Origin of the sequence: Dyella sp., from assembly GCF_035486915.1 — a bacterium.
Taxonomy (GTDB): Bacteria; Pseudomonadota; Gammaproteobacteria; order Xanthomonadales; family Rhodanobacteraceae; genus Dyella_B.
The window spans coordinates 1-14,667 of the sequence record NZ_DATHMR010000098.1 but is presented as its reverse complement, the minus strand read 5'-3'; the positions used below and the strand labels follow the sequence as shown (position 1 = coordinate 14,667).

Below are 14,667 nucleotides of genomic sequence, written 5' to 3'. Positions count from 1 at the left end.
GTTGGATCAGGCGAAATTGTTCGTGACGCCGCGGCGTTTGGCCGTCCATATTCCACAGGTACCGGTCGCACAACCCGATCAAGCATTCGAGCGTCGCGGCCCTGCGGTCAACGCAGCCATGGATGCCGATGGCAATCCCGGCAAGGCGCTGGTCGGTTTTGCGCAATCGTGTGGCGTGACCGTCGAGCAGTTGGAAAAGCTGGAAACGGACAAAGGTGCGTGGTTTGTTTTCCGCACCGTGAAGCCAGGTCAGCTAGTGTCCGTGCTCGTTCCCGAGATTGTCGACGAAGCGCTCAAGGGTTTACCCATTCCCAAGCCTATGCGTTGGTCCGATCACGATTACACCTTCGTGCGTCCCGTGCATTGGCTGGTGCTATTGCACGGCGCAGAGATCATCGACGGTGTTGTGCTTGGACTCAAAAGCGGACGCAAGTCGCGCGGTCATCGCTTCATGCATCCACAGCCCGTGCATGTTGCCGAGGCCGACAGCTGGCTCGACGCGATGCGCATGGCAAAGGTAATCGCAGACCCCTCCGAACGTCGCCAGCGCATTCGCGATGAAGTCGCGCACGCCGCAAAACAAACCGGCGGTATCCCGCGACTGGACGATGCGCTATTGAATGAAATCGCCAATCTTACCGAATGGCCTGTAGCGATCGCCTGCACATTTGAGCGCGAATTCCTAAGCGTACCGCCGGAAGCGCTGGTGACCACCATGGAAGCCAACCAAAAGTTCGTGCCGGTTTTCGACGCGCAAGGTGTGCTCACCGAGCACTTCATTGGTGTGGCCAACATCGAAAGCAAGCATCCGAACGAAATTCGCAAAGGCTATGAACGCGTCATTCGCCCGCGTTTCGCCGATGCAAAATTCTTCTGGGATGAGGATCTGAAAGCACCGCTTGCCAGCTATCAGGAAGCGCTCAAGGGCGTGACCTACCAGCAGGCGCTTGGCAGCTTGTGGGACAAGAGTGTGCGCGTGGCCGAACTGGCGCGCATCACCGCCAATCGCGTCGGCGTGGACGCCGGCCAGGCAACGCGCGCCGCCAGCCTTGCCAAATGCGATCTGTTGACGCGCATGGTGGGTGAATTCCCGGAATTGCAGGGCGTGATGGGGCGTTATTACGCGCAGCATGAATACGAATCGCCGGATGTTGCCGAGGCACTGGATAGCGTCTACAAGCCGCGCTTTTCGCGCGACACGATCGCCAGCGGCAAAGTTGGGCAGGTGCTCGCGGTGGCTGAGCGTGTCGACACGCTGGCAGGTATTTTCGCCGTCGGTCTGAAGCCAAGCGGCAACAAAGATCCTTTCGCCCTACGTCGCGCGGCGTTGGGCCTTGCGCGTACGTTGATTGAGGGCGAACTCGATCTCGATCACAAGGCACTTTTCACCGAAGCGCTGGAATTGCTGCCCGACACCGCGCTAGCCGCTGGCGTCAAGCCCGGTAAAGACGGCAAGACGGCCGCCTTCGATATCGGTGAACGCCGCGCTGCGCTGGTATCCGAACTCAACGACTTTGTGCTTGAGCGTCTGCGTGGTTATTACGCCGAGCAGGGATTCACGACCGAGCAATATGAAGCGGTGCTTGCTGTAGCGCCGACAAGTCTGGTCGATTTCGATCATCGCTTGCGCGCGGTTGTCGAATTTGGACGTCGCGTCGAAGCGATCAGTCTGGCAGGCGCCAACAAACGTGTAGCCAACATCCTGCGCAAGCAGCAGGAAGAACACGGCGCACAAAGCATTGGCGAGCGCGTCGATCCCGCGCACTTCGAAGCCGACGCAGAGCGCGCTCTCGCACAGGCACTGGAAGCAGCGCAAGCCGACAATGCAGGACCGCTGGAGCGTCGCGACTACACAGCGGTGCTTGCACGTCTCGCACAGTTGCAGGCGCCGGTCGATGCGTTCTTCGACAACGTGCTCGTCAACGCGGAGAATCCGGCTGTGCGCGCCAACCGTCTGGCCTTGTTGGGCCGCCTGAAGGCGCAATTCACCGCCATCGCCGACATTGCGCGCCTGTAAATCGCGTAATGTCCGGAAATAAAAAAAGCAGCCGCGAGGCTGCTTTTTTTTGTCGCGTGTCAGCGTGTTCAGGACGACAGACGACCAATCGGGCGAGTGCCCTTGAGACGCTCAGCTAGGCGATGATTGAACGCCACCATCGCTGCTGCATCGACGTCGCTGCCACCTGGGCCGAGGATGTCATACAGCTCCGCGAGCATGTCGGAATTTTCCGCCATCGTTAGGCGACTGTCAGCCAGATCCAGCTCCGACTGCAGAATGCGCAGTGCGGTGTTCAGGCGCTGCGAATCCATACCAATCGAACGCGTCGCGTCCGTGGCATTAGCGCTGCGCAGTGCGTTGCGATGCCGCTGCGCCGCTACCGTATCGGAAGGTGCCGAATCATCGTGATTCAAGCTGCTCGGATCGATCTGCATCGAGCCTTCGCCCGCGACCAGCCAGACCAGGGAGATACCCAGTGTGCGGGCAAGCGTTACGCAACGTGCGCGCGAGGGATCGGTGTTGCCGTCTCGCCAACTGCGCACCACACCTTCCGAGAAGCCGCACATGCGTGCAATTTCTGTCACGCTTCCGACGCGCTGAATCAGCATCTTGATGCGATCGGAGAAGGTCGTTGAAGGATCGGAAATCGAATTTACATGCAGATTCATCACAAAGTTCCGCCGTTATTTCTGATGCCGTTTCGGCAAATTCTTGTTGGCAATCCTGCTTCCCAGATGCGCGCTGATCGCGACAATTTTCTGAATAAATTCGCACTAACTTGCGATCTATTGCGCTATCAAGTCATCCGTTTGCGGGTAAACGCGTCAGTTCAAACAGGGTTGACAGGTACGAAACCGCTGTTTGCAAGAAGCTGCGTCAGGACCATTAGAACATCGCTAAAAGTTGCGTTCCGATGCGAAAAGTTGCGTTGTGCTGCGCATTCGTGAAGAGGATGTGATCGAAAGATGCCGCTGCGGCGTCGCCGAAACAGCCAGATTCCCGCTTGGCTTCACCGAGGCGGTCGCCGATACGCCCAAGAATCATGCGCTTACATACGCCGGCGAATGGAGCTCCGTGGCGTTTGACTTTTCCAGGCCGAAAGTTTGGGCTATTCTCTGAGGCTCCCCCGCGCGGATGTTTGCGGCGCTGATGCGTCACGCAGACCTCGCGTTCGAATCGTTCCAACCTGAGGTTTCAATCCCATGCGCAGCGTTGTTTGGTCGCTGATGACAGTGGCAGCGGTTGCACTGGCCGGCTGCAGTAACTCTTCCAATCCGTCGTCTTCGGCGCCGGCCTCGGATGGCAGCACGGCAGCGGCCCCCGCCGGTCCTGCAAAAAGTGTCGCCGGTACCATTACCCTTCGTGGCGGTATCCAGCCGTCCGCCCAGGACTCGCTCGAGATCAAGCTGATCGACGCAACGACTCAAGGTTCCGCGCCGCTGGCAACCAAGACGATCGCGCCGGCCACCACGTTCCCGCAGTCGTTCGAACTGGATTTCAATCCGGCGGACGTTGCCGCCAACGACATGTACGTTGTGCAGGCCACGCTGACCGACGGCGATCGTCATTACACGATGCCGCTGCAGGCACCGGTGCTGACGCAGGGTCATGCGACCACCAACATCGCGATCGAACTGGCGCCGGAACAGACGCCAGGCGAAAAGCTTCTCGTCCAGTTCCAGGCCGTGCAGAAGCAGATCGGTGGCATGAAGCGCTCCAGCGGCACGCAGCTTGAAAAAGATGCATCGCGCGCCTGGCAAGTGTTCCGTGACGGCGGCCAAGTGAAGTTCATTCGTGAACTCGTCGACTACGGTGACAAGGGTTTCACCAGCACCGATTACGCCTATAAGGACGGCAAGCCGTGGGTCGTGCAGCAGCAGAAGAAGGCGAGCCAGTCGGCCAGTCCGACCTCGACCGATACGGCTGGCTGGGGTGACGATGGATCACTCGTGCTGAAGACGCATGACGCAGGTGGCAACAAGCAGCCGCTCAGCGACGACGATGCCAACAACCTGCAGCAGCAGGCCAATGCCATCCTCAAGCTGGCCACGGGCGGCAAGGGCAAGTAAGCCACCGTCAACATCGGGTCGTAAAAAAAGCCGTCCGCATTGCGGACGGCTTTTTTGTTGCTCGTGAAGTCGGCTTAGAAGCCGAGCTTCAAGCCAAGGTTGATGCTGTTGTAACGCTGTGCATCGTCGGCAAAGTGACCGTAGTAGCTGACCCAGCCCTGGAGATTGGGCGAGATCTGCGCGATCAGGCCGACGCTGGCATTGCCCCAGTTCTTGTCGGGCGTAAAGCCAGCCATTTCGAAGCTGCCGTTCATGCTGTTGAGACCTGCGGTAACCATGTCGGTCGCAGCGCGGCTATCGTGGTTCCAGCCCAGTTCGACGAAGGGCGACAACGCCATGCTCTGCGTTTGCCAGTTACCTTGCAGGCGCCAACCCAGCGTGCTGATCAACGCATCGCGTTCCTGACGGCCGAACCACATCGCTGTCGCATCATCGCCACCTTCGTTGTAGCCATTAATGCGAACGTCTTGATATTCGAAGTTCGCAAACGGACCGGTCTTCAGGCTGGCCACATCGAACCAGTAACCACCGTGTATACCGGCGCCCACGTAGGAGCCGTCAGTCTTGCCGTTTTCATTCGTACGATCGTTGCCGATGTAGAAAACGCGGTTGATGTTCGTGTAGCTGGCCTGACCGAAATCGCCATAGACACCGGCGTAGGCGCCCTCGGAGTGCCAGGTCAGGTAACCAAGACCCGTGAGTGCCTGCAGATCGTAGCCGCCGCCGCCACTGACATCGGCGTAGTGCTCACCGATACCGAGACCGACACCTGCGGAGAAGTCGTCGTTGATTTTCACATCGGCACCGGTGGTCAGATCGACGTTGTTGCTCGTCGTCTTCGGCGCGCCAGCGCTGGAATCGAACTGCTGGTTCGAGTAGTTGATGCTGGCGAAAGCGCGCGTCGTGCTGCCGAAGTTGTCCGCCATCATCTGATCGCGAATGGCAGCCGTCTGCGTGGTGGCTGCGGCGAGCGGTGCTTCCTGCAATAACGAAATCTGCTGCGGTGCTGCGATTTCGGACAACACGGCCTGAGCAAGCATGCGATCTGCCGCGGTCGTGGGATGCACGCCATCGGCGAACAGGTACGAGCTATTCGTGCCTGGTGCGTAGGTGTAGGGCAGGCCGGAACCTTGCGGACCGCATTCCACCGAGCTGGAGCCCACGCCGCATGCCGGCGTCGTGACGTTGCTGAAACCGTACCTACCCGGATTGGCGATCACCTGATTGAGCAACGCATACGCGTTGACCGGGATGATGCCCTTGCCGAGCTGGCCCAGACCCGCGTTGAGCTGAGCGTTGAAGACCAGGCTTAAACTCGTCAGTGCGGCGGCGGCAGTGGGACCTTCTTCGGTGGCGTCCGGGGTCAAACCGATGTTCGGAAGATTGAACACCAGGATGTTTTTCGCGCCGGCGCCCTGAAGTGCGCCGAGCAGCTTCACTTCCTGCTGCGCAGCGGCGACGATGCTCGCTTCGGCCTGTGCCTGTGTTTGCAGGCTTGCGACGCCCGCTTGCGCAGCCACAGCGGCTTCAACCTGTTGCGTGACGGTCGGGGTGATCTGCGCTTCGAACGCTGCAATCGCCGTGGGATTGTTGGGAATCACGCCACCGGCAATGGCCTGAGTGACTTCGGCTTGAATCGTTTGCTGGATTAGTGCCGGCACAGCCGCTGCCGCGCCTGCTGCCGTCGCGGCGTAGAAGATATCGTTCGCACCGCCCCACATCGTGTACAGGGCATTGGCCTTGACCTTATTCGTAGCCAGATAGTCAGTGACCTGTGCGGTGATGGTCGGCACCGTCGCCGGCGTCCCCGGCGAGTTGTTGAAGATGCCTGCGCCACCCCAAGCGTAATCGCTGCCGCCAGCGAGCGACGCCGTCAGCGAAAAGCCCAGAGCCTTGGCCACGTTCTGCACCACCACTGCACCAGGATTGGTGGTGAATTCCAGCGGGGGCTGGATGCTCGGATCGGTGGCCAGCGAAATATTGCCGGCGTCGCTCAGGCTGTCGCCGAAGACGATGACACCGTTGAACGTGGAGTTGGGGTTGCCAGTCGCCTGGGCCGTGCCAATGAGGCCGAGGGCCAGCGCAACGGCGCCAGCAATCTTGCGAGGTTGAACCATGGTGCCTGCTCCTGCGTTTGTTATAGGGAAGTTACGTTAATGCATGCCATACGTCTGCGCATGCTGCGCTGCAAGCAAACGGGCCTATCGCAAGAAATTGAGCTGGCGCCACCAGGTAAAGGCTCGCTCCCCACGGCCTCCGGATCGGGCGTCTGAAGCGCCCGATCCGCGATAAATCAGCGTTTCAGGGCACGCGTCAGGGCATCGGCAAACGCGCTGTTGCCCGGCGTTGCGGCTGGCTTGGAAGGACCGTTGCCGCCAGGCCGCGGGCCGCGATTCTCGCGTGGCCCATTGCGTGACTCGCTGATACTCGCCGATTGACGTCCCCCACGAGCCTGCCCGGGCTCGTCGTCCAGGCGCATCGACAAGCCGATGCGTTGGCGCGGAATGTCCACTTCCATCACTTTCACCTTCACGATATCGCCGGCTTTCACCGCGTCGCGCGGATCTTTGACGAAGTTATGTGAAAGCGCCGAGACGTGAACCAGTCCGTCCTGATGCACGCCGATATCGACAAACGCGCCGAAGGCAGCGACGTTGGTGACGCGGCCTTCGAGAATCATGCCGGGCTTGAGGTCCTTCAGATCTTCCACACCCTCGGCAAAACTCGGTGCAACAAATTCGGGGCGCGGATCGCGACCGGGTTTTTCCAGTTCCTTGAGAATGTCGCGCACGGTGGGCACGCCGAAGCGTTCGTCCGTGTATTGCTCGGCTTTCAGGCCGCGCAGAAAACTCGTATCGCCGACGATGCTTTTCACCTCGCGACCGCATTGCGCAATGATGCGTTCGACCACCGGATACGCTTCCGGATGCACCGCACTGGCGTCGAGCGGATTGTCACCATTGGGAACGCGCAAGAAGCCCGCGCATTGTTCGAACGCCTTGTCGCCCAGGCGCGGCACTTTCAGCAACGCTTTGCGATTGGCGAACGGCCCGTTTGCATCGCGGTGTTTCACTACGTTATCGGCCACGCTCGCTGAAAGACCGGCGACGCGCGAAAGCAGCGCGGCGGATGCGGTGTTGACGTCCACACCTACTGCGTTCACGCAGTCTTCCACCTTGGCGTCCAATGCGCGCGCAAGTTTCACCTGATTGACGTCGTGCTGATATTGCCCAACGCCAATCGCCTTGGGCTCGATCTTCACCAACTCGGCCAGTGGATCCTGCAAGCGGCGTGCGATGGATACCGCGCCACGCAAACTCACGTCGAGATCAGGAAATTCCTTCGCTGCCGTTTCGGACGCCGAATACACCGATGCGCCCGCTTCGCTCACGACGATCTTGGAAAGTTTCAGATCCGCATGCTTCTTGATCACTTCGCCTGCGAGTTTGTCGGTCTCGCGCGATGCTGTGCCGTTGCCGATCGCAATGAGATTCACGCCGTGCTGCTTGCTCAGCACAGCGAGGCGAGCCAGCGACTGATCCCACTGTTTGCGAGGTTCATGCGGATAGATCGTATCGGTCGCGAGTAACTTGCCCGTGGCATCGACGACAGCGACTTTCACGCCCGTGCGAATACCGGGATCGAGACCCATTACCGTTTTTGCGCCGGCCGGTGCAGCGAGCATCAAATCCTTGAGGTTGTCGCCAAACACGCGAATCGCTTCGTCTTCCGCACTCTCGCGCACACGGCCGAATAGATCCAGCGTGAGATGCAAATGCAATTTCACGCGCCATGTCATGCGCACGGTTTCGCGCAGCCACGCATCGGCAGCGCGGCCGCGCTCGAGGATGCCGGTGTGTGCGGCAACGCGACCTTCGGCTTCGATGTGGCCTTGTTCGGCCTCGGCGGCAGGCGCGAGTTCGAGTTCGATGACACCTTCATTGCGCGCACGCATCAATGCAAGCAGGCGGTGCGAAGGAATTTTGCCGATCGCTTCCATGTGATCGAAATAATCGCGGAACTTCGCGCCTTCGTTTTCCTTGCCTTCGACGACCTTCGCGCGAATCTGACCTTTCTCCCACAGCCAATCGCGCAGATCGCCGAGCAACTGCGCATCTTCGGCAATGGTTTCCATCAGGATGGCGCGTGCGCCATCCAGTGCGGCACGCACATCGGCGACGCCTTTTTCGGCATCGACAAACGTTTCGGCAAAAACCTCCGGCGATTGCGTTGGATCGTCACGAAGACCGGTGGCGAGTGGCTCAAGTCCTGCTTCGCGCGCAATCTGCGCTTTGGTACGGCGCTTGGGTTTGTATGGCAGGTAAAGATCTTCCAGTCGCGCCTTCGTGTCGGCAGCGAGAATGTCGCCTTTCAGCGCGTCCGTCATCTTGCCCTGTTCATCAATGCTGGCGAGGATCGCCGCGCGGCGTTCTTCCAGCTCGCGCAGATAACGCAGGCGTTCTTCCAGCATGCGCAATTGCGTGTCATCGAGACCGCCCGTGGCTTCTTTTCGGTAGCGCGCGATGAAGGGCACGGTGGCGCCTCCGTCGAGCAAGTCCACGGCAGCGTGTACTTGTTCAGGTTTAGCGGCGATGTCCTGGGCAATGCGTTGTTCGATGCTAAGCATGAGACTGAAAAAATTCCTTGAGTTTCTGTGTAGCGATAAATCAGATCGGTCGGATCACCGATGATAGCAAGGGATGAGCGATGGCACGTGTTAGCGAAACAAAAAAACGGCGCAGACCCGAAGGTCGCGCCGTTTCCGTTTTAACCCATTCAGGCGCTGAAACTACCGCGATCGCCGCTGGATTGCGGGCGCTGCGGCGGAAGTGCCTGGATGCTTCCGTTGAGCACGAGCGTGCTGGCCATCATGTCGTGCAAACCCTGTTTGCGTTGTGTCCACGCAACAGCGAGATAGCAGATAAGGGGGATCAATCCGAACACAAGCGACATCAGCCGGACAACATTGCGCGCCGCCGAGCGAGCGAAACTGATGCGCTTACCGTCCAGATCTGTCACGCGCAGACGCAGTGCCAGCTTGCCTGGCGTCGCCTGCCATTTGGATGCTTCAAACAACGTGTAGTAGATGTAGGTGATGACGATGGACGCGACAGTCGAACTTTCCGTGGCTTCAACGTAGTCGTGAAGCGCCTTCGTCATATCGGCGTTGCTTTGAAACTGGTTGATGAAGTGCGTGTACGCTTCCACGCCACCCAACATGTACGCGGCAATCATCGACGGAATGGTTAGGATGATCAGATCGATGATCCATGCACCGAAGCGCTGCCAGAAACCGGCGTAATCGAAGGCGGTGACGGTTGCTGCTGCCGTATGCAACGGTGCCTGCGGCGGCGCGTAGATGTTCGGCGCCGGCGGTGGCGTGGGACGTTCCTGGGGAAACAGGACCGATAGCGGTTGCCAATCGGCCAGTCCGTCGTACCAGCCCAGGTCCTCGCGGCTCAGTTCACCGCTGCGCAGCCATTCCCTTATCTGGTCTTCCTGATAAGGGCCGTGACGTTCACCCTGGCGGCCAATCCACACTTCCATCGGCTATTCCTCGCTAAGCAGATGCGCATGATGCCATGCGTTCGTGAAGGATTGGACCGATCCTGGACAGGACCGAGCGGTCACGCTGCGTCGCGTCGCTTCAGATGGACAAGCAGCAACGAAATGGCGGCAGGGGTCACGCCGCTGATGCGCGCGGCCTGGCCGATGGTGGTGGGTAGGCTGCGCTTGAGCTTCAACAGCACTTCGGCGGAAAGGCCGCGCACTTTGTCATAGTCGAAGCTGGTTGGAATCGACGTATTTTCATGACGACGCTGACGCTCGATCTCCTCGCGCTGGCGCTCCAGATAGCCGGCGTACTTGGTCTGCACTTCCACTTGCGCGGCGACATCCTCGTGCTCGACGGCAGGTCCGAGTTCGGTCACGGAGGTCAGCTTCGCGTAATCGATCTGCGGACGGCGCAGAAGATCCAGTGCATTGGTTTCGCGGCTCACTGCGACGCCGAGCTGACGCTCGATCGCCGCGCCCAGGGCATTGTTGGGCGCGGCCCACAGGGCACCCAGGCGCTGCACCTCGCGCTCGACCGCCTCGCGTTTTGTACGCAGAGCGTCGAAACGTTCCTGCGGCACGACGCCCAGCGCGTGGCCGGTTTCGGTCAAACGCAAGTCGGCGTTGTCTTCACGCAAGTGCAAACGGTATTCGGCGCGCGAGGTGAACATGCGATAGGGCTCGATCGTGCCATTGCTGGTCAGATCGTCGATCAGTACGCCGATATAGGCCTCATCGCGACGTGGATACCACGGCGCTTTGCCGTGCACGGCCAGCGCGGCATTCATTCCCGCTATCAGGCCTTGCGCGGCGGCTTCCTCGTAACCGGTCGTGCCGTTGATCTGGCCGGCGAAGTACAGCCCTGGAATCGCCTTGGTTTCCAGCCACGGATGAAGGCCGCGTGGGTCGAAGTAGTCGTACTCGATGGCGTAGCCGGGCCGCGTGATGTGCGCGCTCTCGAAACCCTTGATCGAATGCACCAGCGCCAGCTGCACGTCGAACGGTAGCGAGGTGGAGATGCCGTTGGGGTAGATCTCGAAGCTGTCCAGGCCTTCCGGCTCGATAAAGATCTGATGCGAGGCCTTGTCGGCAAAGCGCACGACCTTGTCCTCGATCGATGGGCAGTAGCGTGGGCCGATGCCTTCGATCTGGCCGGTATAGAGCGGCGAGCGGTCCAGCGCGCCGCGAATGATCTCGTGCGTGCGCTCGCTGGTATGTGTGATCCAGCAGCTGACCTGGCGCGGGTGGTCCGCACGGGAGCCCAGGTAGGAGAACACCGGCGCCGGGTCGTCGCCAGGCTGTTCATCCAGGTGGGTGAAGTCGATGCTGCGCAGGTCGATGCGCGGGGGCGTACCGGTTTTCAGGCGGTCGGCAGCCACCGGTAGTTCACGCAGGCGTTGGGCAAGAGTGGTTGCCGGCGGATCACCCGCGCGGCCACCAGCGTACTGGGCGGGGCCGATGTGAATCTTGCCCGCCAAAAAAGTGCCCGCGGTGAGCACAATTGACCTGGCGTGGAAAGAAAGGCCCATTTGCGTCACTACACCGATGACGCGACCGTTCTCGATGATCAGGTCGTCGACCGCCTGCTGGAACAGGTCGAGGTTCGGCTGCGTCTCAACCATCCGGCGAATCGCCGCCTTGTAGAGCACGCGGTCGGCCTGACAGCGCGTAGCGCGTACGGCCGGTCCCTTTGAGGCATTCAACGTACGCCACTGGATACCCGCGCGATCGGCTGCCTGCCCCATGGCGCCACCCAATGCGTCGATTTCCTTGACCAGATGCCCTTTGCCGATGCCGCCAATGGCCGGATTGCAGCTCATCTGGCCGATCGTTTCGATGTTGTGGCTGAGCAGCAGCGTGCGCGCGCCCGTGCGTGCCGCGGCCAACGCAGCCTCGGTGCCGGCGTGGCCGCCGCCGATCACGATCACGTCGTAGGAGGTCGGATGAAGCATCGGAATGAGCAAAATGAAGGACTAGATAGGGGCTTATGGTAATGCGCCGCCAGCCGCAGGGCATCCCCGACAGCAAGCTGGCATGTTTTCTGCTTGTATATCACCGCACTTTCACGGGCAGATGTCGCGCGGTTTGCGCACTGAGATTGGACGACAGGGGTCCATTCGCGTGCTGGGAGAGGAAGCAAGACGGCGCCCATTGGGCGCCGTCGTTATTTTCGATCTCTGTAGAAGAGATCTGGCGCCCGGCGGTCTCAGGAACAGGGGGAATCCAGGATGACCGTGTTGCCGGGCGCCAGAAACTGGCGAACGTATCAGGCTGAACGGCCGTTGCCGCTCCCCCTGAGCGTGGGTGGATCATGGCCCCGAACGCGTGAACACGGGGTGACTGAAACGCAAAATTATGCCGATGTACGGCAGCTGCTGACACAAAAGGTCACAGCGTGTTTTGGAGCAAATATGTTGTGTGAAGTACGTCACATGCTGGCACGCCTCATGCAGGTCTTCGGTGCAGGCCAAAGAGGGGAAGCCATCATGGATAACAGTAACGAGTTCGCACCGGTTTACATGCGGCATGACTTGATGATCGAGATCGGGCGCCTGGAAATGGCGATGGATCATCTTGAAGAGCGCGAGCAGGCTCAGCAACAGCAGCTGCGTCCGCGTCTTGAGTCCCGCATGAGTCATTTACTAAGCGAGCTGGATCATCTGCCTGCGTAAGCAGCGCTGCGTTTCTTGCGCCGCCCCGTGGCGGCGACCGTTTAAGGGTCGCCGTCAGCGATAAGGGAAATCAGTGTTGCAGCACGTTTCCGATGATTTCGCTCAGATTGCGCGACAAGCCTTCACGCTGAGCCAATCCCACCAGTGCCGTACGCGCCGCTTCGCGGCGTACTGATTCCAGGCGTTGCCAACCATTGAACGCTGTCGCCAGCCGCGCCGCGATTTGCGGATTGAGTGCGTCCAGCTGCGCGAGTCGATCGGTGAGCAAGCGATAACCTTCGCCATCGACGCGATGGAAGCCGCTCGGATTGCCGCTCGCGAATGTGCCGAACAATGCGCGCGCGCGATTCGGATTCTTCAACGTGAACGCCGGATCGTCTTCCAGTGCTTTCACGGTTGCGAGTGCTGTGTCACCCGGCACCTGCGCCTGCACGGTGAACCACTTATCCAGCGCAAGCGGATTGTCTGCGTAGCGTTCGCGAAAATGCGCAAGCGCTTTCGCCGCTTGCGATGCGCGTTGACGGACCAGCACACCGAGCGCAGCAAGGCGATCGGTCATGCCTGTCGCAGATTCGTATTGCTTCGCCGCCAAGGCATGCATTTGGTCTGCATCGGCCAACGCAAGCAATTCAAGCACGCGGCGTTTGAGTCTGCGCTTGGCCTGACTTTCGGCGTCGAGCTTCAATTCTCCGTCTTCATTCAACGTGCGATAGCGCGCAAGTAACGCTTCAGCGCCGATATGCGCGGCCAGCCGTCGCTGCAATTCCTGCCGCTGCGCGTGAATCTTTGCGGGATCGACTTCGTTTTGGCGATCGGCAAATTCGATTTCACCGGGCGGTGTCATCAGATCGGCGAGCAACGCGTCGTCGATAGCGCGACCATGGAACAGCGACGCGAGCGCCTCGCACCAGGCTGCGCATGCATCGTTGTCTGCCGGCGCATGCAGCGAATCGAAAGCAAGAAAAGCCAGATGCTGACCGGCCTCCCAGCGATTGAAGCCATCCGGATCGTGCATCAGCAGCAACGCCAGTTCCGCGGGCGCGTAACCGTATTCCAGCAAAACCGGTGCGGAGAAGCCACGCAGCAGCGACGGTACGGGTGGCGCGTCGACGTGACGAAAAACAATAGGCTGCGATGCCTTGCTCACGACCACGACTTTTTCTGTCTCGGGCGCTTGGCCGTCGGTATGCAAGGGCAACACGTTGCCGCTGCGATCGAATAGCGAGAGCTTCACCGGAATGGGAAGCGGCATTTTTTCGGGCTGATTGGGCGTGGCACGCGTCTGCTGCGACAGCGTGAGCGTGTATTCCTTGCGCGTCGCGTCGTATTCGCCGCGTGCATGCAATCGCGGTGTGCCGGCCTGCCCGTACCAACTCAAATACGGCATCAAATCGATGTTATTCGCTTCGCCAAGCGCGGTCAGAAAATCCTCGATGGTCGCCGCCTGTCCGTCATGGCGTTCGAAATAAAGATCCATGCCGCGGCGGAAACCGTCGTGGCCCAGACGCCCCGCGAGCATGCGCACCAACTCGGAGCCTTTCTCGTAAACCGTGGCCGTGTAGAAATTATTGATTTCGCGATATTCGGCAGGACGCACCGGATGCGCGAGCGGGCCGGCATCTTCCGGAAACTGTGCGCGACGCAGCAGTGACACGTCCTCGATGCGCTTCAGCGACGGTGAGTTCATGTCGGCCGAAAATTGCTGTTCGCGAAACACCGTCAGGCCTTCCTTCAGCGACAACTGGAACCAGTCGCGACAGGTCACGCGATTGCCGGTCCAGTTATGAAAGTATTCGTGCGCGACGACCGCTTCCACGGCGCGATATTCCTCGTCCGTGCTGCTATCCGGGTCGGCAAGCAGGTACTTCGCGTTGAAGATGTTCAGTCCCTTGTTTTCCATCGCGCCCATATTGAAATCATGCGTGGCGACGATGTGGAAAACATCGAGGTCGTAATTACGGCCGTACGTTTTTTCGTCCCAACGCATGCAGCGTTCCAGTGCGTCGAGCGCGTAATGGCAGCGATCGATCACGTTCGCCTCGGACCACATCACCAATGCAACCTTGCGGCCGTCAGCGGTGAGGTAATCGCGACGAATATTTTTCAGCCGACCGGCCACCAGCGCGAACAGATAGCTCGGTTTGGGGTGAGGATCGTCAAAGCGCGCCCAGTGGCGTCCCTGCTCAAGTTCGCCCGCACCGTCTGGATTGCCGCCCGCAAGGAGCACGGGAAACCGTTCCCGATCGGCGCGCAAGGTAACGGTGTAGCGCGCCAACACATCCGGTCGATCCGGAAAGAACGTGATATGACGGAACCCTTCGGCTTCACACTGGGTCAGCAGAAAGCCGGTTTCGCGCGAGCCGGACAGATAAAG

9 protein-coding genes are annotated in these 14,667 nt (G+C 60.0%); 3 read left to right on the top strand and 6 right to left on the bottom strand.

Annotated features, from left to right (window positions below; genetic code table 11):
* On the top strand, positions 1 to 2,017 hold a 2,017-nt coding region (glyS, locus tag VK725_RS07650; protein ID WP_325317465.1), incomplete at its 5' end, for a glycine--tRNA ligase subunit beta.
* A 68-nt stretch (positions 2,018 to 2,085) separates the two neighbouring features.
* Here the strand turns inward: glyS and VK725_RS07645 are convergent.
* On the bottom strand, positions 2,086 to 2,667 hold the full coding sequence (locus VK725_RS07645) for a transcriptional regulator (RefSeq protein ID WP_325317464.1): 582 nt from the start codon (positions 2,665 to 2,667) through the stop codon (positions 2,086 to 2,088).
* Between the two features lie 534 nt (positions 2,668 to 3,201).
* Between VK725_RS07645 and VK725_RS07640 the strand changes: the two genes are divergently transcribed.
* Entirely contained in the window at positions 3,202 to 4,068 is an 867-nt protein-coding gene (locus tag VK725_RS07640) for a DUF1481 domain-containing protein (protein WP_325317463.1), read from the top strand.
* 74 nt (positions 4,069 to 4,142) lie between these two features.
* Here the strand turns inward: VK725_RS07640 and VK725_RS07635 are convergent, their stop codons facing one another.
* From VK725_RS07635 to mnmG, 4 genes are all read right to left on the bottom strand, one after another.
* Positions 4,143 to 6,185 carry an autotransporter domain-containing protein gene (locus VK725_RS07635; RefSeq protein WP_325317462.1) on the bottom strand — a complete coding sequence of 681 codons (2,043 nt, stop codon included), beginning with the start codon at positions 6,183 to 6,185 and terminating at the stop codon, positions 4,143 to 4,145.
* 176 nt (positions 6,186 to 6,361) lie between these two features.
* Positions 6,362 to 8,695 (bottom strand): Tex family protein, encoded by a 2,334-nt coding sequence (locus tag VK725_RS07630; RefSeq protein WP_325317461.1) that lies wholly within the window; start codon positions 8,693 to 8,695, stop codon positions 6,362 to 6,364.
* Between the two features lie 149 nt (positions 8,696 to 8,844).
* Positions 8,845 to 9,615: an RDD family protein gene (locus tag VK725_RS07625; RefSeq protein ID WP_325317460.1), complete on the bottom strand. Its 771-nt coding sequence runs from the start codon at positions 9,613 to 9,615 to the stop codon at positions 8,845 to 8,847.
* Positions 9,616 to 9,695: 80 nt separating this feature from the next.
* Positions 9,696 to 11,573, bottom strand: a complete 1,878-nt coding sequence (mnmG, locus tag VK725_RS07620) for a tRNA uridine-5-carboxymethylaminomethyl(34) synthesis enzyme MnmG (protein ID WP_325317459.1) — start codon at positions 11,571 to 11,573, stop codon at positions 9,696 to 9,698.
* A 534-nt stretch (positions 11,574 to 12,107) separates the two neighbouring features.
* Between mnmG and VK725_RS07615 the strand changes: the two genes are divergently transcribed.
* On the top strand, positions 12,108 to 12,293 hold the full coding sequence (locus tag VK725_RS07615; RefSeq protein ID WP_325317458.1) for a hypothetical protein: 186 nt from the start codon (positions 12,108 to 12,110) through the stop codon (positions 12,291 to 12,293).
* 70 nt (positions 12,294 to 12,363) lie between these two features.
* Here VK725_RS07615 and pepN read toward each other — a convergent pair.
* Positions 12,364 to 14,667: aminopeptidase N (pepN, locus tag VK725_RS07610; protein WP_325317457.1), on the bottom strand; the 2,304-nt coding region annotated here is incomplete at its 5' end.